At 72.4% G+C, this 19725-nt stretch carries 13 protein-coding genes; 6 read left to right on the top strand and 7 right to left on the bottom strand.

Features of this window, described 5'->3' with window-relative positions:
* Positions 1–219: 219 nt before the first annotated feature.
* From AB0F29_RS32850 to AB0F29_RS32840, 3 genes are all read right to left on the bottom strand, one after another.
* Positions 220–1089, bottom strand: a complete 870-nt coding sequence (locus tag AB0F29_RS32850) for a TylF/MycF/NovP-related O-methyltransferase (RefSeq protein WP_361879899.1) — start codon at positions 1087–1089, stop codon at positions 220–222.
* An 11-nt stretch (positions 1090–1100) separates the two neighbouring features.
* Positions 1101–1931 (bottom strand): methyltransferase domain-containing protein, encoded by an 831-nt coding sequence (locus AB0F29_RS32845; protein ID WP_361879896.1) that lies wholly within the window; start codon positions 1929–1931, stop codon positions 1101–1103.
* Between the two features lie 138 nt (positions 1932–2069).
* Positions 2070–3260, bottom strand: a complete 1191-nt coding sequence (locus tag AB0F29_RS32840) for a CDP-glycerol glycerophosphotransferase family protein (protein WP_361879894.1) — start codon at positions 3258–3260, stop codon at positions 2070–2072.
* Positions 3261–3361: 101 nt separating this feature from the next.
* Between AB0F29_RS32840 and AB0F29_RS32835 the strand changes: the two genes are divergently transcribed.
* Both AB0F29_RS32835 and AB0F29_RS32830 read left to right on the top strand, forming a co-directional pair.
* Positions 3362–7255, top strand: a complete 3894-nt coding sequence (locus AB0F29_RS32835; protein WP_361879891.1) for a CDP-glycerol glycerophosphotransferase family protein — start codon at positions 3362–3364, stop codon at positions 7253–7255.
* A 3-nt stretch (positions 7256–7258) separates the two neighbouring features.
* The gene (locus AB0F29_RS32830) at positions 7259–8491 is read left to right on the top strand and encodes a hypothetical protein (RefSeq protein WP_361879889.1); all 1233 of its coding nucleotides are present in this window, start codon (positions 7259–7261) and stop codon (positions 8489–8491) included.
* Positions 8492–8514: 23 nt separating this feature from the next.
* Here the strand turns inward: AB0F29_RS32830 and AB0F29_RS32825 are convergent, their stop codons facing one another.
* Positions 8515–9123 (bottom strand): TetR/AcrR family transcriptional regulator, encoded by a 609-nt coding sequence (locus AB0F29_RS32825; protein ID WP_361879886.1) that lies wholly within the window; start codon positions 9121–9123, stop codon positions 8515–8517.
* A 272-nt stretch (positions 9124–9395) separates the two neighbouring features.
* Here AB0F29_RS32825 and AB0F29_RS32820 point away from each other — a divergent pair, with 272 nt between their 5' ends.
* Both AB0F29_RS32820 and AB0F29_RS32815 read left to right on the top strand, forming a co-directional pair.
* Positions 9396–10301, top strand: a complete 906-nt coding sequence (locus AB0F29_RS32820) for an ABC transporter permease (RefSeq protein ID WP_361879883.1) — start codon at positions 9396–9398, stop codon at positions 10299–10301.
* Positions 10294–11085 (top strand): ABC transporter ATP-binding protein, encoded by a 792-nt coding sequence (locus AB0F29_RS32815; RefSeq protein ID WP_361879880.1) that lies wholly within the window; start codon positions 10294–10296, stop codon positions 11083–11085. Before AB0F29_RS32820 ends, AB0F29_RS32815 begins: the two co-directional genes overlap by 8 nt.
* 271 nt (positions 11086–11356) lie before the next feature.
* On the opposite strand, the gene AB0F29_RS32810 is transcribed toward AB0F29_RS32815, so the two are convergent.
* Positions 11357–16408: an NAD-glutamate dehydrogenase gene (locus AB0F29_RS32810; RefSeq protein ID WP_361879877.1), complete on the bottom strand. Its 5052-nt coding sequence runs from the start codon at positions 16406–16408 to the stop codon at positions 11357–11359.
* Positions 16409–16841: 433 nt separating this feature from the next.
* Here AB0F29_RS32810 and AB0F29_RS32805 point away from each other — a divergent pair, with 433 nt between their 5' ends.
* Positions 16842–17411, top strand: a complete 570-nt coding sequence (locus AB0F29_RS32805; protein ID WP_018958401.1) for a DJ-1/PfpI family protein — start codon at positions 16842–16844, stop codon at positions 17409–17411.
* Positions 17412–17743: 332 nt separating this feature from the next.
* Here the strand turns inward: AB0F29_RS32805 and AB0F29_RS32800 are convergent, their stop codons facing one another.
* Positions 17744–18421 carry an HAD family hydrolase gene (locus AB0F29_RS32800; protein ID WP_361879874.1) on the bottom strand — a complete coding sequence of 226 codons (678 nt, stop codon included), beginning with the start codon at positions 18419–18421 and terminating at the stop codon, positions 17744–17746.
* A gap of 38 nt (positions 18422–18459) precedes the next feature.
* Positions 18460–18966, bottom strand: a complete 507-nt coding sequence (locus tag AB0F29_RS32795) for a hypothetical protein (protein WP_265601281.1) — start codon at positions 18964–18966, stop codon at positions 18460–18462.
* A 274-nt stretch (positions 18967–19240) separates the two neighbouring features.
* Here AB0F29_RS32795 and AB0F29_RS32790 point away from each other — a divergent pair, with 274 nt between their 5' ends.
* Positions 19241–19687 carry an Rv3235 family protein gene (locus tag AB0F29_RS32790; RefSeq protein WP_361879871.1) on the top strand — a complete coding sequence of 149 codons (447 nt, stop codon included), beginning with the start codon at positions 19241–19243 and terminating at the stop codon, positions 19685–19687.
* The last annotated feature ends 38 nt before the right edge of the window (positions 19688–19725 follow it).

Genomic DNA, 19725 nt, shown 5'->3' with positions numbered 1-19725 from the left:
TGGGGCTTCGGGGGCTTCGAGGCGTGGGGCTTCGAGGCGTAGGCCCGTCGGGGGCCATGGGGTACAACCCGCGCCGGAAGGAGGGGTCACCCGAGGGGGCCCGTTCGGGTGACCCGGAAGGCGGAGTCACGCACCCGGGGGGCGTGCCGGGAGCACGTTCGAGCCCCGTACCGGGAAGGCACGGGGCTCGGTGCTCGGCGCTGCCGTGAAGGGCTCGCGTCAGGGCTTCACGGCGATCCGGCCCTCGTCCATCCTCAGCAGCAGAAGCCGCTCACCGGTCTTGTCGAGGAATTCGTCGACCGCCTGCCGCGATCCCTGCCAGTAGCCGTAGTCGTCGATGAGGAGCACCCCGCCGGACACCAACCGGGAGTAAAGATGCTCCAGTTCGTGCTTGGTGGAGGCGTACCAGTCGGTGTCCAGGCGCAGGATGGAGATCTGCTCGGGGGCCTGCGCGGGAACGGTGTCCTCGACCCGCCCCTGGACGTAGTGGACGCGTTCCTTCGGGTACGGGACGCTGTCGAAGCCCGCCTTGACGTCCTCCAGCGAGGCGACCGCCCAGATCGGCCGGTCCTTGCCCTGGGCGTCCAGCAGTTCCTGGGCGGGCCGCCCGTCGCGCCGCAGATCCTCGGCGGTGGGCGGGGTCATGCCCTCGTACGTGTCGAAGAGGTACAGGTCGCGCTCGGTCTCGCCGACGGAGAGCAGGGTCCGGGCACAGGCCTGCATGGAACCGCCGCGCCAGACGCCGCACTCGACGATGTCACCGGGGATCTCGTGCCGGGCGATGTGGCGGGTGGCGAGGATGAAGGCGTTGAGCCGCTCCGGCGAGGTCATCGAGTACGGCTTGACCGCGCGGATGATCTCCTTCGCCTCGTCGTCGTAGTCCGCCGGGAACGCGAGCGCGGACTTCTTCGCCTCGGGCTTCGGGACCGTTACGGGGGCGGGTACGGCGGCCGGAGCCGGTGCGGGGGCGGTGCGGGCGGCGGGCACCGTGACGCGCCTGAGCTGGTATCCGGTGAGCTGCTGAAGGACGCCGTTGACGGCGTTGCGCCAAGCCATGCCCCGGGACAGTACGCGCGGTTTGCGCCGCATGTCATCTTTCGTCAACCTGCCATTGATCGGGGCGGATCCTGTTCGAGTGAGGGCTGCTGCGCGGGCACGGTCCCGGGGCGTCCGCACGCCTCGCGGCCGTCCAGCGGCCGGGGCAGCGGGACGCCGTCCACGCCGCCGACCCGGTTCGCCCACCACACCGCCAGCTCCCGTACGGCGAACATGGTGAGGCGCGGGTAGCGGGCCGGCTTGCGGAAGACGCCGACGGAGTCGCCCCAGTAGGCGGCCTTCTTGTCGATGGCCCGGTAGTCGTGCCAGATGCCCTTCTGCGGCGGGAAGTCCGTGTAGGCCTCGCGCAGTTCGAGCCGGGAGTGGGCGGCGAGCGCGCGGAACCCGTCGGGGTAGTAGCGCCAGCAGTCCTGCGCGTCGTGGACGTGGCCGCGCGAGGGGGCGGTGATGAACGCGTGTCCGCCCGGCTTCAGGATCCGGGCGATCTCCAGCATCGACGCCCAGAAGAACGGGATGTGCTCGAACGCCTGCCCGGACAGCACGACATCGGCGCTGTTGGAGCGGGCGGGGATGCGGTACGGCTTCTTCATCACCGCGTCGACGTTGGGGCCGTCCTGCACGTCGACCCCGAAGTAGTCGATGGGATGGTCGGCGAGAAGCGCCCGGTGGGTGCGAGTCTGCTTGCCGGAGACGCGCGATCCGAGGTCGACGACGCGGTAGACGCCGGTACGGGACGCGGCGCCTCCGCGGGCCCCCTCGACGGACCCGACGCCGGACCCGACTCCGGCACCTCCGACGGGCCCTCCGACAGGCCCTTCGACGGGCAGATACTCCTTGATGCAGAGTTCCATCTGTTCGTAGGCGGACCGGTGCATGGGCGTCTCCCAACATGGCGGGGTAAGCGGGCTGTTGGGCACAACGACCGCGCGGCGCGGAAGAATCGGCACGGGCGGGCCGCCTTGAGCCATTCGGGTTGCGGGGACGCGCCGGCCCGGCCGGGGCGGGACCCCGCGTCACAGGGACGGGGCGAAGAACCGCCGCACGACGCGTTCCGCCGCGCGCCCGTCGTCGTACGGGCAGAACCGCTCCCGGAACGCGGTGCGCAGCGCGGCCGCCTCCGGTGACCGCCACTCCCCCGTCCGGAACACGTCGGTCAGTTCGGCCGGGGTGGTGGTCACGCGGCCGGGGGTGTCGCCCGGCCGCCCGGAGAGCAGGTCGAAGTACGTCCCGCGCGTGGCCCGGTAGGCGGCCCAGTCGGGGGCGTGGACGACGATCGGGCGGTCCAGGCAGGCGTAGTCGAAGATCAGGGAGGAGTAGTCGGCGATCAACGCGTCCGCGGCCAGGCACAGTTCCTCGACCCGAGGGTGCCCGGTGACGTCGACGACCCGCCCCGCGCCCGTCGGGCCGAGCACGGCGGGCCGTCCGTAGAAGTAGTGGGCACGCACCAACAGAACGTAATCCGGTCCCAGTTCGCTCGCCAGCCGCCCGGGGTCGAGATCGGGCACGAAGCCGTCGCGGTAGTCGCGGTGGGTCGGGGCGTAGAGAAGGGCGGTCTGCCTCTCGGCGATGCCCAGTTCGGCGCGGATCCTCGCGATGTCCTCGACGGTGGCGGTGGAGTAGGTGTCGTTGCGGGGGTAACCGACGTCGAACCGTTCGTACGCACCCGGGTAGACGCGGTCCCAGACCTCGGTGCTGTGCGGGTTGGCGGAGAGGCTGACGTCCCACTGACCGACATGGGCGAGGATCTTGGCGAAGTCGGTCTTCCGGGCGAGGGCGGGGTACGCGCGCTGGTCCAGCCCCATGGTCTTGAGCGGGGTCCCGTGGTGGGTCTGGAGATAGCGCTGACCGGGCCGTTTGGTGAAGCCGCCAGGAAAGCTGGAGTTGTTGACCAGATAGGTGGCGGTGGCCATGGCCCGCCAGTAGGGGCGCGAGCCCTCGATGACGTACGGCACACCGGCCGGCATCCGGTCGCGGTGCCGGGAGGAGACGACCCACACGCCCCGGATGTGCGGGGCCAGTTCGCGGGCCTTGGCGTGGATCGCGGCGGGGTTGCAGGCGACGCCCCGGTTCCAGTACGCCCCGTAGACGGCGAGGTCCGGGTCGAGCGGGCGGTGCAGGTCGGTGCGGTAGGCGGCCCGCATGGCCTGGCGACGCACGAACCGCTTCACGGAAGCTCGGGTGGGCACGGAAGCTCGGGTGGGCATGGCAGCCGAGCGTAATCGCGGACCGGGACGGCCGAGGAGCCGCGTTCACCCGTTCGGGTCAGCGCCGGTGACCCCGGGACCCGCCCCCTGTTGACCAGGACATGAAGCCACCACTGCCACCCCTCCTCAGCGTCGTCGTCCCCGTCCACAACGTCGAGGCCTACCTCGGGGACTGCCTGCGCTCGGTGGCGGACCAGACCCTCGAAGCGATCGAGGTGGTCATGGTCGACGACGGTTCCACGGACGGCAGCGCCCGGATCGCGGCGGAGTTCGCCGCCCGGGACAGCCGCTTCCGGCTGGTGCGGCAGCGGAACGCCGGTCTGAGCGCCGCCCGCAACACCGGCGTCCGGCACACCACCCCCACCGTCCCCTATCTGGCGTTCGCCGACAGCGACGACATCGTCGTGCACGACGCGTACGAGCGGATGACGGCCTCGCTGGAGGCGACCGGTTCCGATCTGGTGACCGGCAACGTGTGGCGGCTGACGGGACAGGGACGGCAGCAGGCGTGGCAGTACCGCTGGCTGACGGCCACCCGGCCCCGCACCCACATCACCCGGGACCCTCGCCTGCTGGCCGACCGGGTGGCGTGGAACAAGGTGTTCCGGCGCTCGTTCTGGGAAGCGCACGGCTTCGCCTTCCCCGTGGGCAAGCTGTACGAGGACACCCCGGTGATGATCCCCGCGCACCATCTCGCCCGGTCCGTCGACGTCCTGCACGAGCACGTCTACTACTGGCGGGTGCGGGAGGGCTCGATCACCCGGCGGCGTACGGACGTCACGGGCGTGCGGGACCGGATCGCCGCGTGCGAGCAGGTCAGCGCGTTCCTGGGCGGCCGGGACGCGGCACAGCGGCGGGCGTACGACACGTCCTGCCTGCGGGACGACTTCGGGTACTTCCTGGACGGCCTGCCGATGGGCGGCGAGACCTACCGGTCGGCGTTCCTGGAGGGCGCGGGGGCCTTCGTCGACCGGGCGGGACCCGGCGCGCTGGAGGGGCTGCCGGTGGAGCTGCGCATCAAGTGGTCGCTGGTGCGGGAGCGGCGTCTGGAGGAGCTGCTGGCGGTCCTCGCCTTCGAACGGGCCAACGGGGCGGGTACGTTCGCGGTCGAGGGGCCCCCGGGGCGGCGGCGGGCGGTGTACCCCGGGGTGCGCGGCGCGAGCGCCCGGCTCGCGCGCACGGACGTGCCCGCCGTGGCGCGGCTGCTGGAGGCGCGCTGGGGCGCGGACGGGAGGCTGCGGCTGCGCGGGTACGCGTATCTGCGCAACCTCCCCGCCGCCTCCGCCCGGCAGCGGCTCACGGTGGGGATGGTCCGGGCGGAGCGGGGCCGGCAGGTGCGGCCGGTGCCGGTGCGCTCCGTGCGCACGCCCGAGGCGACGGTGACCTCGGGGCAGGAGCTGCACGGCTACGACCACGCGGGCTTCGAGATGGTCCTCGACCCGGACCGGCTGCCCGCGACGGCGGACGGCGGCGGCTGGCTGGTCGGCCTGGTCCTCGCCGCGCCCGGGGCGGTACGTCGGGTGGCGGTGCGCGCCCCGGACGCGGGCGCGGACCAGCCGCTCGTCCACGACCTGGGCGACGGGCGGCGGGCGGTGCTCGACTACCGGGGCGGCCGGCTCCGGCTGACCGTGTCGCGCCTGCGAGCACGGGCCGAGGGCCACCGGACCGCCGGCACGGAGGGGGCCCCGCTGGAACTCACGGGCCGGTACTTCGGCGCGAGCGGGAGCAGGCCGACGGCACTGGTGCTGACACGCGAGGGGACCGATGGCACCGAGGGGGGCGCGGAGCGCTCCTGCCCGGTGGAGTACGAGGAGACCGCCGGCAACGGGGCCCGTGCGGCGGGCGGGGACAGGGAGCCCGGCGGGGCCCGGGGGGCGGGCGAGGGCAGGAAGCCGGCCGGGGTGCGTGGGGCGGGCGAGGGCGGGAAACCGGACGAGGTCCGTGCGGCGGGCGAGGGAGGGAAGCCGGACGAGGCCCGTGCGGCGGGCGGCGGGCACGGGCCGGACGGGGTCGGGTTCACGGTGCGGGTGCCGCTCGCCGACCTCGCCGGCGCCCCGCCCGCCCCGCACCGGGCCCCCCGCGAGGTCGAGACGGCGGGCGGGCAGCGCTGGCGGGTCCGGCTACTGCTCGCCGACGGCACCCGCGTCCCGCTGCCCGCCGCCCCGGACCTGCCGCCGCCCGCGTACGCGGACCCGGCGGGCGACCTGGTGCTGGACCTGGCGGCGCCTCCGTACGCGGACCGGGTGGAGTACACACCGGAGGGGGGCCTGGGCGTCTCGGGGACTTACGTTCGCCCCGCTCCGGGGACGTACGGTCCGCCCGTGCCGGGGACGGCAGCCGCACCGGTCGGCCGGCTCGTCCTGCGCCACGAGACGCTGCACGAGACGGTGCCGGTCGCGGCGACCTTCGCGGAGCCCGCCACGGCAAGCATCGCAGGGACCGACGCGGGGACCGGCGCGGAACCCGTCGCGGGAAGCACCGCAGGCACCGCAGGCACCGCAGGCACCGCAGGCACCGACGCAGAAACGACCGCAACAGAGACACTGGGGGGCCGGTTCTCCGCGCTGATCGCCCCGCCGCTCCCGGAAGGCCGCTGGGAGGTCCGCCTGGACGGCCGGCCCGTACGCGTCCTCGGCTCCGCCGCCCGGCAGCTCCCCCGCGGCGGAGCCGAGAGCGCCCTGCGTCCGGAGCGGCGGCACGGCGACCGGCTGTCCGTCGTCGCGGGGCCGGATCCGGAAGCGGCCGCCGGGCGGAGCGCGTACGGCAGGCGCCTCCTGCGCGCCGCGCACTACCGCGACGGGCGCACGCTCCTCCGGCTCCGCGACACCGTCCTCTACGCGGGCGGCGACTCCCCGCGCGCCGTCCACGCCGAACTCGTACGCCGGGGCACGGAGACCGAACACCTGTGGGTCACCGGTACCACCCCCGGCCGCACCACCCACATCCCGCCCGGCGCGCGGGCCGTCCCGGTGCACAGCGTCGCCTGGTACGAGGCGCTGGCCCGCTCCCGCCGGATCGTCACGGACGAACAGCTGCCCGAGTGGTTCGAGCGGCGGCCGGGGCAGACTGTCGTCCAGACCTGGCACGGCACGCCGCTCGGCCGCTTCGGCGGTTGCCTGGCCGACACCCTCTACGCCGACCACCAGCACCTCGCCACCCTGCCTCGGCGGTCGGCCCAGTGGTCGGTGCTGGTCTCCCCGAGCCGCTTCGCGACCCCGTGGCTGCGCCGGTCGCTGGGGTACGAGGGGGAGGTGCTGGAAGCCGGGTCACCGGCCAACGACGTGCTGTTCCCGCCGGACCGGTACAAGGCCGCCGAGGAGGTCCGGCGCGGGCTCGGGATCCCGGAGGACCACCGCGTCGTGCTGTACGCCCCGACCTACCGCGACCACCTGGCCCATCCTCCGGCCGCGTCCGCCGACCGCACGGCCCCCGGCCCGTACCGCTGGGACCCGGCACTCGACCCGGCCGCCCTGGCCCGGGCTCTCGGCCCCCGCCACACGGTGCTGGTGCGCCGCCACCCCCGGGTCACCGGCGGCGCCCCGGTCGGGCCCGGCGTGCTCGACGTCTCGCACCACCCGGGGGCGGCCGGGCTGCTCCTGATCGCCGACATCCTGGTCACGGACTACGCGGGGCTGATGTTCGACTTCGCACTGACGGGCCGGCCGATGCTCTTCCACACGTACGACCTGGAGCACTACCGCGACACCGTGCGCGGATTCTGCCTGGACTTCGAGACCCGGGCGCCGGGGCCGCTGCTGGTCACGACGGACGAGGTGGCCCAGGCGCTGCGCGACACCGGATCGCTGGCGGCCCGGCACGCCGACGCCTACGAGAGTTTCCGCCGCGACTACTGCGATCTGGACGACGGCGGCGCGGCGGCCCGGGTCGCGGACCGGCTGCTGGCGGACACGGCCCGAGGGCGTCGGGAAGCCGGGGCCGGAATCCCTCGGACGGGTGGCGGCGGGGAGAGCGGGCCCGCCGCACGGAACCCATGAAGTGTGCCCCTCTTCTCCGCTGCCTCCGCCCCGCCCTCCGACATCCCGCCCGCCGACATCCCGCCCGCCGCGACCGGAGGCGACGGGGCCGACGGAACGGCCCGGCCGCCCCTGTGGCTGCCGTCGCCGTACCTCGTGCTGGGCGGCCTGCTGTGGGCGGTGCTGTCGGCGGCGGCCTGGCAGGCTCCGCTCTGCTGCGAGGCCGGGCTCCAGGCGGCGGTCGTCGAACGGCTGCGGGTGAACCTGCTGCACCCGGCGTTCCCCATGACCGACCTGCCCGCCGTGGCGAGCGCGCACTACTCCCCGTACGCCCTGCTCCAGGGACTGGCCGCCCGCGCCACCGGCCTCTCGGGCCCGTCCGTCGTCGCGGTGGCCGCGTCGGTGAACCTTCTGCTCCTGCTCGCCGGGATCGGCCGGCTCACCCGGCTGCTGACCCCGAACCGCTGGGTTCCGGTCCTCGTGCTGGTGCCCCTGGCCCTGATCCACTGGGCGGATCCCGCCCGTTGGAGCGCACCGAGCACGTTCGCGGTCGCGGTCACCCTGCACCTGTGGGCGTGGACCGGCCGCGCGGCCGCCCGGACCGCCCGCCCCGGTGATCCGAAGCCCGGCCGGACGCCCCGGTGGGCGGAGGCGGCCGGGATCGGCGTACTGCTCGGGCTCGTCCTGCTGGTCCACCCGCCGACGGCGATCGGCGCGGCGATCGGGTGCGTCGCCCTGATCGCGGTCCGGACGCGGACCCGGATCCGGCCGACCGTGTGGCGGTGGGCGTTCGCCGTCGTGTGCGCGGTGGCCGTCGCGGCGCTGTGGCCGTACTACAACGGGCTGACCGCCCCGCGCACCCCCGCCGAGGGCCGGACCACGGGCCCGCCGGTGGCCGAGGGGGCCCGCGCAGCCGGGGAGCCGTACGCCTGGGCGACCGCGTACGTGCCGCCGGGCGAGGTGGTCCTGACGGACAGCCGCCCGGCGATGTACGCGCTGGCCGGGCACGGGGCGTACGTGCTGGCCGACGCGCTGCCGGACGCGGGGCTCGCGCGCGCGGAGCGGCGGGAGAGGAGCAGGGCGGTGGCCGCCTACCTCGACGCGTCGACCCCGCAGGCCCGGCGGGACGGGATCACCGCCCGTTACGGGGTGCGGTGGCTGCTGCTGACCCGCTTCCAGCGCCTGCCCGAGAACGCGACGATGCTGGCGTTCAGCCCGGCCACGGGCGAGGTGCTGGCGCGGGTACCGGCGGGCTGAGCATCTTCGGACCTGCTTGAGGGTCAGCCGTGCCTGAGGGCGGCGACCGCCGAGGCGGCCAGATCGTCCAGGTAGCCCTTCGGCAGTTCCCCGCGGACCACGACGAGCCGCCAGTACAACGGCCCGACGATCAGATCGAGCGCCCGGTCCGGGTCGCTGCCCTCGGGCAATTCGCCCCGGCCCACCGCCTCCCTCACGACCACGGCGGCGACACCCTGCTGCTGGTCCAGGAGCGCGGCCTTGATCGCCTCGGAGATCTCCGGATTGCGGGCGGCCTCGACCAGCAGATCCGGGATGACCTGCGAGGCGACCGGGTGGCGCAGGGCGTACGCGGCCAGTTCCAGGACGGCGCGCACGTCCCCGTACAGCGAACCGGTGGCCGGGGCGGGCATTCCCTGCGCGGCGACGGCCGCGACCAGGTCGAGCACGAGCGCCAGCTTGGACTTCCAGCGACGGTAGACGGCGGTCTTGCCGACGCCCGCACGCCGGGCGATGCCCTCGATGGACATCCGGGCGAACCCCACCGCGGCGAGCTCCTCGAAGACGGCGGCCCGGATGGCGTCGGTCACGTCCTCACGCAGGACGGCGGCGCCTGCGGGGGCGCGGCGGCGGGTTCCCCGTTCGGTGGTCATGGCCCGCATGATAGTCGGCCGCGACGAAACGGTTGCGTTGCGACGTATAAGCGTCCTACTCTCAGCGTTACGACGATACGGTCCCGTCCCAACGAGGGCGTCCCCACGGGACCGTATCGTTCCGTCGCCGTATCGCGCCACCGCTCGCGCCACCGCTCCGGCAGTCCGGCAGTCCGGCAGTCCGGCAGTCCGGCAGTCCGGCGGTATCCCCCTCCCGCTTCCATCGAAAGCGATCGTTCGTGGTGAGCCAGACAGCAGCTCCGCCGTCCCCGATGAGCGCCCCCGCCCAGGTCGTCCCCACCTACGCCCCCGGTGAGCTGGCCGCCCTGGCCGCCCGGCACGGCCTGACGGTCAGCGGCGCCCGGCCCTCACTGCCCTCCTACATCCGGCAGCTGTGGGGGCGGCGGCACTTCATCGCCGCGTTCGCGACGGCCAAACTGACCGCGCAGTACAGCCAGGCGAAGCTCGGCCAGATCTGGCAGATCATGACGCCGCTGCTGAACGCGACGGTCTACTACTTCATCTTCGGCGTCCTGATGAACACCAAGCACGGGGTGGAGGACTTCGTCCCGTTCCTGGTCACCGGGGTCTTCATCTGGACGTTCACCGCCAGCTCGATCACCGCGGGCACACGGGCGATCAGCGGCAACATCGGCCTGGTGCGGGCCCTCCACTTCCCGCGCGCCTCCCTGCCCGTGGCCCTCGCCCTCCAGCAGTTGCAGCAACTGCTGTTCTCACTCGGCGCACTGACCGTGATCCTGCTGGTGTTCGGCCAGTACCCTCGTCCGTCCTGGCTGCTGGCCGTCCCGGCGCTCGCGCTCCAGGCGGTGTTCAACACCGGGGTGTCGATGGCCGTGGCCCGGCTGACGGCGAAGACCCCGGACATCGCGCAGCTGACACCGTTCGTGCTGCGGACCTGGATGTACTCCTCCGGCGTGATGTGGAGCCTGGACCACCTGCTCAAGGGGGAGCGGGTGCCGCACGCGGTGGTGGTGGCGCTGGAGTACAACCCGGCGGCGCTCTTCATCAACCTCATGCGGTACGCGCTCATCGACAGCTACACGTGGGCGCAGCTGCCGCCGTTCGCATGGGCGGTAGCGGCGGGCTGGGCGCTGCTGTGCGGAGTGGCCGGATTTGTGTACTTCTGGAAGGCCGAGGAGACCTACGGACGTGGCTGACCTCAAGGATTCCCCCAGGGACGACCGTGTCCCGACGGTCGTCGTCGACGACGTCCACATCACGTACACGGTCAATGGCGCCCGTACGGGCAAGGGCAGCGCCACCTCCGCGCTCAGCCGGCTCACCACCCGGCGCCGCACCCCCGGCGCACGCCAGGTGCACGCCGTGAAGGGCGTCAGCTTCGCCGCGTACAAGGGCGAGGCGATCGGCCTGATCGGCTCCAACGGCTCGGGCAAGTCGACGCTGCTCAAGGCGGTCGCGGGTCTGCTCCCGCCGACCCGGGGCAGGGTCCACACCCAGGGCCAGCCGTCGCTGCTCGGCGTGAACGCGGCACTGATGGGCGACCTGACCGGCGAGCGCAACGTGGTACTGGGCGGACTCGCGATGGGCATGACGCGCGAGCAGATCCGCGAACGCTACGACGGGATCGTCGACTTCTCCGGCATCAACGAGAAGGGCGACTTCATCACGCTGCCGATGCGCACGTACTCCTCGGGCATGGGCGCGAGGCTCCGCTTCTCCATCGCGGCGGCCAAGAGCCACGACGTACTGCTGATCGACGAGGCGCTGTCCACGGGCGACGCGAAGTTCCAGCGCCGCAGCAAGGACCGCATCAAGGAACTGCGCGCCGAGGCGGGCACGGTCTTCCTCGTCAGCCACAGCAACAAATCGATCACCGAGACCTGCGACCGGGCCCTGTGGCTGGAGGCGGGCACGCTGAGGATGGACGGCCCGGCGAACGAAGTAGTGGCAGCGTACGAGGCCTTCACCAAACGCAAGTAACCAACTCAAGCCCACCGGGCCTCCCCCAGCCGGCCCGACGCTTGAGGACACCTGCTCAGCCCGCCCGGCGCTTGAGGACACCTTTTCCAGCCCGCCGGACCGCCTCCAGACGTCCCTCCCCCAGCCGGCCCGGCGCTTGAGGGCATCTTTCCCAGCCCGTCCGGCGCGTGAGGACATCTGTTCAGCCCGTCCGGCGCTTGAGGACGGACCCCCACGCCGAGGGGGCCGGCACCACCACCTGGCGCCGGCCCCCACAGACGTACAAGAACCCCTACGCGTGCGTACGCAACAACGTCCGCATCGTCCGCATGGCCACCGACAGATTCGCCAGATCGAACGCGTCCGACCCCTGGATCTCCTCCAGCGTCGACCGCGACCGGGCAAGAATCGCCGCGTTCTTCGACTCCCACGCCCGGAACCGCTCCTCCGGCGTGGCCGACCCGTTCCCCACACTCAGCACGTCCGAGGTGAGCGCCGCGTGCGCCGCGTACAGGTCCTCGCGGATGGAGGCGCGGGCCATGGACTGCCAGCGGTCGGCCCGCGGCAGCTCGATGATCCGGTCCATCAGCTGGGTGATCCGCAGCCGGTCCGCGAGGTCGTAGTAGACCTCGGCGACCTCCAGCGGATCCCGGCCCGTACGGTCGGCGATGGCCACGATGTCCAGCGCCGGGAAGGCGGAGGAGAACCCGGCCACCCGGACCGCCAGCCCGTCCGGCACACCGGCGCCCGTCAGCTCGTCCAGGATCGAGTGGTACCAGTCCAGGTCCGCGCCCTTGACCAGCTTGGGCAGCTCGTCCCAGACCCGCGCGACGCCGTCCCGGAAGCTCTCGATCGTCTCCGCGATCGCGACGGGCTGCGGCCGGTTGCCCAGCAGCCAGCGCGAACCGCGCTCGACCAGGCGCCGCGAGTGCAGCCGGATCCGGGTCTGGACGTCGGCGGCGACCTTGTTGTCGAGCGCCTCGACCGCGTCCCACACCCGGGACAGACCGAAGATCTCACGGGCCGTGAACTGGGCCCGCACGATCTCCTCGATCGACGCCCCGGTCTCCTCCCGCAGCCGGTGCAGGAAGGTCGAACCGGCGGTGTTGACCGTGTCGTTGACCAGGACCGTCGTGATGATCTCGCGCCGCAGCGCGTGACCGTCGACCGCCTCGGGGAACCGCTCGCGCAGCTCGCTCGGGAAGTAGGCGTGCACCAGCTTCTGCAGGTGCGGGTCGTCCGGCAGGACGGTGGAGATCAGCTCGTCCGCCGTCGTGATCTTGGTGTAGGCGATCAGCACGGCCAGCTCCGGCTGGCTCAGCCCCTTCTCGTTGCCGAGCAGCTCCCGGATGTGCCGGTCGGCGGGCAGGAACTCCAGCGCCCGGTCGAGTGCGCCGTCGCGCTCCAGGCGGCGCATGAAGCGCTGCTGCGCGTGGAGCAGCGAGGGCGCCTGCGCGGAGGCGTTGGAGAGCGCGACGTTCTGCGCGTAGTTGTTGCGCAGGACGAGCCCGCCGATCTCGTCGGTCATGTCGGCGAGCAGCTTGTTGCGCTGCTTGACGGTCATGTCACCGTCCCTGACCAGACCGTTGAGCAGGATCTTGATGTTCACCTCGTGGTCGGAGGTGTCCACACCGGCGCTGTTGTCGATCGCGTCGGTGTTGATCCGGCCGCCGCTGCGGGCGAACTCGATCCGGCCGAGCTGGGTGGCCCCGAGGTTGCCGCCCTCGCCGACAACCTTGGCCCGCAGGTCCTCGCCGTTGACGCGGATCGCGTCGTTGGCCTTGTCGCCGACGTCCGCGTTCGACTCGGAGACGGCCTTGATGTACGTGCCGATGCCGCCGTTCCACACCAGGTCGACGGGGGCCTTGAGGATGGTCTGCATCAGGTCGGCGGGCGTCATCTTGCTCACCGACGGGTCGATGCCGAGCGCCTCGCGGACGTGCGAGTTGAGCGGGATCGACTTGGCGCTGCGCGGGTGGATCCCGCCGCCCGCCGAGAGCAGGCCCGTGTCGTAGTCGGCCCAGGAGCTGCGGGGCAGGTCGAAGAGCCGGCGCCGCTCGGCGTACGAGGTGGCGGCGTCCGGGTTCGGGTCGATGAAGATGTGCCGGTGGTCGAAGGCGGCGACGAGGCGGATGTGCTCGGAGAGCAGCATCCCGTTGCCGAACACGTCGCCGGACATGTCGCCGACGCCGACGACGGTGAAGTCCTCGGTCTGGGTGTCGTGGCCCAGCTCGCGGAAGTGCCGCTTGACGGACTCCCAGGCGCCCCGGGCGGTGATGCCCATGCCCTTGTGGTCGTAGCCTGCCGAGCCGCCGGAGGCGAACGCGTCGCCGAGCCAGAAGCCGTACGCGACGGCGACCTCGTTGGCGATGTCGGAGAAGCTCGCGGTGCCCTTGTCCGCGGCGACGACGAGGTAGGTGTCGTCCTCGTCGTGCCGGACGACGTCGGCGGGCGGCACGACCTCGCCGGCCACCATGTTGTCGGTGATGTCGAGCAGCGCGGAGATGAACGTGCGGTACGCGGCGATGCCCTCGGCGAACCAGGCGTCGCGGTCCACCGACGGGTCCGGGAGCTGCTTGGCGACGAAGCCGCCCTTGGCGCCGACGGGCACGATGACGGTGTTCTTCACCATCTGCGCCTTGACCAGTCCGAGGATCTCCGTACGGAAGTCCTCGCGCCGGTCCGACCAGCGCAGCCCGCCTCGGGCCACCTTGCCGAAGCGCAGGTGGACGCCCTCCACACGCGGCGAGTAGACCCAGATCTCGTACGCCGGCCGGGGCGCGGGCAGGTCCGGGATGGCCTGCGGGTCGAACTTCATCGAGACGTACGAATGCGGCGTGCCACCCTCCGTGCGCCGGCCCCCCTGATCGCTTCCCTCACTCGCGCTCTGGAAGAAGTTCGTCCGCAGGGTGGCCTTGATGACGGTGAGGAAGGACCGCAGGATCCGGTCCTCGTCGAGCGAGGCGACCTGGTCCAGGGCCCCCTCCAGCTCCTCCAGGAGCCCGTCGGTCAGCTCGGTGCCGGCGCTCTGGCGGCCGGGCGACATGCGGGCCTCGAAGAGCGAGACGAGCAGCCGGGTGGTGTGGACGTTGTTGCGGAGGGTGGACTCCATGTAGTCCTGGCTGAAGGTCGAACCGGCCTGCCGCAGGTACTTCGCGTAGGCGCGCAGCACCATGGCCTGCCGCCAGTTCAGCCCGGCGCCGAGGACCAGCGCGTTGAAGCCGTCGTTCTCCGCCTCGCCCCTCCAGACGGCGGCGAAGGCTTCCTGGAAGCGGGCGCGGGCGTCGTCGGCGAGGTAGCCGCCGTTGCCGTTGGCCAGGGGCATCCGCAGACCGAAGTCGTAGATCCAGGCGTGGGTACGGTCCGCGCAGCGCAGCTCGTACGGCCGCTCGTCGACGACCTCGACGCCGAGCTGCTGGAGCGCCGGGAGGACGGCGGAGAGGGAGACCTGCTCGCCGGTCCGGTAGATCTTGAAGCGGCGCTCGCCGGGGCCCGCGCCGACCGGCTCGTACAGGCTGAGGGCGAAGTCCTTCTCGCCCTGCTTGAGGGTCTCCATGTGGACCAGGTCGGCGACGGCGGCGCGCGGCGAGTGGTCGGCCTTGTAGCCCTCGGGGAACGAGTGGCCGTACTGGCGCTGGAGCTCCGCGCCGCGCTCCTCGCCCAGCTCGGCGTTGAGGGCCTCCTGGAAGCCGTCGGCCCAGGAGCGGGCGGCCTCGACGAGGCGGGCCTCGATGCGGTCGGCGTCGGCGTCCGTCAGGTGCGGCAGCTCGGTGCCGGCCGGGACGCGGATGACGAAGTGCAGCCGGGAGAGGATCGACTCGGTGTTCCAGGCGGTGAAGTCGACGCTGTTGCCGCCGAGCTCCTCCTTGAGGATGTCGATCAGCCGCAGGCGTACGCCGGTGGTGTACCGGTCGCGCGGCAGGTAGACGATCGCGCTGTAGTAGCGCCCGTACTCGTCCTGACGCAGGTAGAGCCGCAGCCGGCGGCGCTCCTGGAGGTAGAGGACTGAGGTCACGATGGAGCGGAGCTGGTCGACGGGCGTCTGGAACAGCTCGTCGCGGGGGTAGGTCTCCAGGATCTGGAGCAGGTCGCGGCCGTCGTGGCTGTTGTACGAGAAGCCCGCGCCCTCGACGACCTCGGCGACCTTGCGGCGGATGACGGGCACCCGGCGCACGGACTCCGTGTAGGCGGCGGAGGAGAAGAGCCCGAGGAAGCGGCGCTCGCCGACGACGTTGCCCTTGGCGTCGAACTTCTTCACGCCGACGTAGTCGAGGTAGCTGGGGCGGTGCACGGTGGCCCGGCTGTTGGCCTTCGTCAGGACGAGGAGCTTGTGCTCGCGGGCCTTGGCGCGGGCGTCGGCGGGCAGCCGGTCGAAGGACGGGCTGACCGGGTGGGCCTCGTCCTCGCTGTGGTGCGGGTCGGAGCGCAGGATGCCGAGCCCGGTGCCGGGCACGGCGGCCAGCGCGTCGCTGTCCCTCAGCTCGTACTCGCGGTAGCCGAGGAAGGTGAAGTGGTCGGCGGCCAGCCAGCGCAGCAGCTCGCGGGCCTCCTCGACCTCCTCGTCGGCGAGGTCGTCCAGCGGTTCGCCGGGCAGGTCGTCGGCGATCCGGAGGGCGGCGTCGCGCATCTTCCCCCAGTCCTCGACGGTCTCCCGCACGTCGGACAGGACGCGCAGCAGGTTCGCGGTGATCTGCTGGAGGTCGGCGCGGTCGGTCTCGCGGTCCATCTCGACGTGGATCCAGGACTCGACGAGCGCGTCGTGGGGCAGCTCGGCCTGGGCGTCCTTGGACTTCTTCCGGCCCTGGGAGGCCTTCGGGAGGCCGGGGCCGCCGGAGAGTACCTCGATGAGCTTGCCGGTGACATCGCGGCGGACCGTGACCTGCGGGTGAATCACGACGTGGATGCCGCGCCCCTGCCGGGACAGCTCGTTGGTGACGGAGTCCACCAGGAAGGGCATGTCGTCCGTGACGACCTCGACGACGGAGTGGCTGCAGGTCCAGCCGTTCTCCTCGACCGTCGGGGTGTGCACCCGGACGTTCGCGGTGCCCTGCGGACGGTTCTCGGCCAGCCGGTAGTGGGAGGCGGCGGCGCCGAAGACGTCGACCGGGTCACGCCCGCTGAGGTCCTCCGGAGCCGTATGCAGGTAGTAGCGCTGGAGGTAGGCGAGCACCGTGTCCTGACCGGGACGATCGCTCTCGTCGGCCCCGGCACCGGCCCCGGCAGCGGAAATCCGCGCCCGGGGGGCACCTCCCGGGCCACCGACACCACCGCCCGGACCGTTCTCAGCTACCTTGGCGGCCCCTGCGAGCAGCTCGGCCTTGGCTTCGTCCAGCTTGGTCTGCATGTCCTCTGGCTCCTGTCGCGCGCCGTTGCGTGACGTAGGTGAGAAAAGCGGCGTACCGCCACGACGCGGGGTTTCCGGTCTGGGTCGACGCTATGCCGCTTCGAGAGATACCCGGGACCATATTGGCCATTTTCGGCAGCCGGTCCGGAGTCGGGAGATCGCGGATCGCCCGGGTGCTGTGGCACTCCGGGCGGCGGCCGGGGGCTTCGCTGCCCCCGAGGCGTATCGCGCTGATCACGGCACCAGGCTATCCCCCTCGCACCCCGTCGCGTCATGAGCCGCTTGTGTACAAAAGAACCCCCCGAACTTTGACACTCTGGACAGTGCGCCGCGCCGTCTTGGCGAACTCCCGAAACCCGGGCAGTCTGTCCGTACCGCACGGATCCAGGCCCTCGGCACGCCACCGGGGCCACCGGCCCCGAGGAGCCCCGCCATGCCGCAGAAGATCCTCATCGTCACCGGCGACGCCGCCGAGTCGCTCGAAGTCCTCTACCCGTACCAACGGCTGCTGGAGGAGGGTTACGAGGTCGACATCGCGGCCCCCGAGCGCAAGACGCTGCGTTTCGTGGTCCACGATTTCGAGCCCGGCTTCGACACGTACACGGAGAAGCCCGGCTACACCTGGCCCGCCGACCTGTCCTTCTCCGAGGTCGACCCCGGGGCGTACATCGCCCTGGTGATTCCCGGCGGTCGCGCCCCCGAGTACCTCCGCAACAACGCCGAACTGCGGAAGATCGTCGGCGCGTTCTTCTCCGCGGACCGCCCGGTCGCGCAGATCTGCCACGGCCCCCTGATCACCGCCGCCACCGGCAGCCTCAGCGGCCGCAACGTCACGGCCTATCCGGCCCTGGAACCGGACATGCAGAGCGCGGGCGCGACCTTCCAGGACACGGAGGCGGTCGTGGACGGCACCGTGGTCTCCTCCCGTGCCTGGCCGGACCACCCGGCCTGGATGCGAGAGTTCCTGAAGGTACTCAGGTCAACCCACCCGCACACACCCTGAGCCCGACGGCCCAACGCTTGAGGACACCTTTCCCGCTCGTCCGGCGCCTTTTCCAGCTCGTCCGGCGCCCTTTCCAGCCCGTCCGGCGATTGAGGACGTTGTTTCAGCCCGTCCGGCGCCCTTCCCGCTCGTCCGGCGTCTTTCCCGCTCGCCCGGCGCCCTTTCCCGCTCGCCCTGCGCCCTTTCCAGCCCGTCCGGCGCCCTTTCCCGCTCGCCCTGCGATTGAGGACGTTGTTTCAGCCCGTCCGGCGCTTGAGGACCGGGGCCCGGGGCAGCGCCCCGAAAAACCCGCACCACGCCCACCCGCACCCGGCACCCCGCATCCGCCCCCGCTACGCGGCAAACGTCTCCGCCAACGCCACCGCCTCCCCCAGGCTGTCCACCACCGGCACCCCCGCCCCCTCCAGGCTGCTCCGGCTGTGCGACCCCCCGGTGTACAGCACCGCCCGGGCCCCCACATGCGCCGCCGCCACCGCGTCGTCCAGCGCGTCCCCGATGACCACCGCGTTCTCCGGCGCGATCCCGCCCACCCCGGCCAGCGCCTCGAAGTGCCGCTCCATGTGGAGCGCCTTGCTCCCGCCGGACGGCCCCGTACGCCCCTCGACGCGGACGAACCTCGGCTCGATTCCGTACCCCCGCACCACCGGCACCAGCTGCTCGTGCCCGTACATGCTGAGCAGCGACTGGCTGCGCCCGGCCCGCTGCCACTGGTGCAGCAGCTCCTCCACCCCGGCGGTGAGCCCACAGCCCACCCGCTGCTCCGCGTAGTACCGGTGGAAGATGCTGTCCATCCGCTCCCACTCGGCCTCGGTGGGCAGCCGGCCCAGGAACCGCTCGTAGAACCGGGGTATGGGGATCGTGTACATCTCCCGATACTGCTCCAGCGTGATCGGCGCCAGCTCGACCTCCGCGAACGCGGCGTTCGTCGCCTGGATGACGGCATGCGTGTCGTCCAGCAGCGTGCCGTTCCAGTCCCAGACCAGATGAGTGCGTGTCGTCCCCGAAGTCATACAGAAAAAATACCCGCCGGGTACGACAACGCCGCCCCTCAGCCGATGAGCTGCGGAATCTCCTGAACGCCGAACCAGAGCAGCTCGTGGTCCTCGGCCCCGTCCACCGTGAACTGCGCGTCGTCGTCGCCGAGGTCCGCCGCTCCCAGGACCGCGGCCGCGGCGGCCACGTCCTTCTCCGCGTCGTCGGCGTCCACGTGCACCGCCGCCGCCTTGGCCAGCGGCAGCGCGGCGGCGATCCGCACCTCGCCGAGCGATGCCGCGCTCAGCCCGTGGTCGGGGTCGGCGACGGCGGCCCCGTCCGGTACGTCGACGGCCACGACGACCCGGCGGCGCACCTCGTCCGGCTTCCCCGCGATCATCCGGAGCGAGGCGGCGGCGGCCCGGTTGAGCGCCGCGTACTCCAGCTCCTCGATGTCGTCGGAGACGTACCACTCACGCAGCCCGGGGGTCACCGCGTAGGCGGTCAGGGGCCCGGGGCCGACCTCGCCCGCACCGTGCGCCGCTGCGAGACCGGAGAGGGTCAGGGGGACGTACACGCGCATGGCAGGTCGCTTTCGTAGAGGGAAACGCCCTCAGGATACGTGGGAACGTCCCCTTTCGGGTTTCGGCAACCGGGGTCGTCCGTCCACCGCCAACGGCCCGTCACCCCCACTGCCGCCCTTGTCCCGCAAGGGCCGAGCCACGGACAGGTGAAACCGCCCGCACCCGATCGGCGCTCAAAGGCCCCTTGCGTCGCTGACGACCCCACCCGTAGAAGATCCCCAACACAAGTTACCGTCCGGTAGATGCCGGGCCCGGTCAACGGGGGCGACGATCATGAGCACGGACAGGACGAGGCCCACAGGCCGACGCGACCAGAGTGGTCCCCGGTCAGTACCTCCGCAGCGGTCCCGCAGGCTGCAGCCCCACCGGCCGCAGCGGCCCCACCAGTGGTTCGCCGAGCGCCTGCTCGCGGTCCTCAGCGGCCAGCGCCCGGTGCACTGGATGCTCGGCCACACCATCGGCGAGGCCTACGACCAGCTCGCCGAGCTGGCCCCGACCACCCCGCTGGGGGCCACCCAGGGCAGCCGCCCCGTCCTCCGCCACTGCCGCGGGGCGCAGCCCGCCACCGGCGTGGTCGAGGCGTTCGCCAGCATCGCCGCGGGCGACCGGGTCCGGGCGATGGCCTTCCGCCTGGAACAGGGCCCCGACCAGCGCTGGCGCTGCGCCGCCGTGGAGCTGGGCGGCGAACGCCTCACCGTCGGCGCCCCGGGCCCCCGGTGACCCGGGAGACGCGGCAGGGGCCGGACACCTCGTGGTGT

Origin of the sequence: Streptomyces sp. NPDC026589, from assembly GCF_040638385.1 — a bacterium.
Taxonomy (GTDB): Bacteria; Actinomycetota; Actinomycetes; order Streptomycetales; family Streptomycetaceae; genus Streptomyces.
This window is presented reverse-complemented; position numbering and strand designations above follow the sequence as displayed.

Bases quoted from the DNA above. Each gene is read 5' to 3' on its own strand.
- AB0F29_RS32850 (WP_361879899.1), bottom strand. From the start codon at position 1,089: ATGCGGCGCAAACCGCGCGTACTGTCCCGGGGCATGGCTTGGCGCAAC.
- AB0F29_RS32845 (WP_361879896.1), bottom strand. From the start codon at position 1,931: ATGCACCGGTCCGCCTACGAACAGATGGAACTCTGCATCAAGGAGTAT.
- AB0F29_RS32840 (WP_361879894.1), bottom strand. From the start codon at position 3,260: ATGCCCACCCGAGCTTCCGTGCCCACCCGAGCTTCCGTGAAGCGGTTC.
- AB0F29_RS32835 (WP_361879891.1), top strand. From the start codon at position 3,362: ATGAAGCCACCACTGCCACCCCTCCTCAGCGTCGTCGTCCCCGTCCAC.
- AB0F29_RS32825 (WP_361879886.1), bottom strand. From the start codon at position 9,123: ATGACCACCGAACGGGGAACCCGCCGCCGCGCCCCCGCAGGCGCCGCC.
- AB0F29_RS32820 (WP_361879883.1), top strand. From the start codon at position 9,396: ATGAGCGCCCCCGCCCAGGTCGTCCCCACCTACGCCCCCGGTGAGCTG.
- AB0F29_RS32810 (WP_361879877.1), bottom strand. From the start codon at position 16,408: ATGCAGACCAAGCTGGACGAAGCCAAGGCCGAGCTGCTCGCAGGGGCC.
- AB0F29_RS32805 (WP_018958401.1), top strand. From the start codon at position 16,842: ATGCCGCAGAAGATCCTCATCGTCACCGGCGACGCCGCCGAGTCGCTC.
- AB0F29_RS32800 (WP_361879874.1), bottom strand. From the start codon at position 18,421: ATGACTTCGGGGACGACACGCACTCATCTGGTCTGGGACTGGAACGGC.
- AB0F29_RS32795 (WP_265601281.1), bottom strand. From the start codon at position 18,966: ATGCGCGTGTACGTCCCCCTGACCCTCTCCGGTCTCGCAGCGGCGCAC.
- AB0F29_RS32790 (WP_361879871.1), top strand. From the start codon at position 19,241: ATGAGCACGGACAGGACGAGGCCCACAGGCCGACGCGACCAGAGTGGT.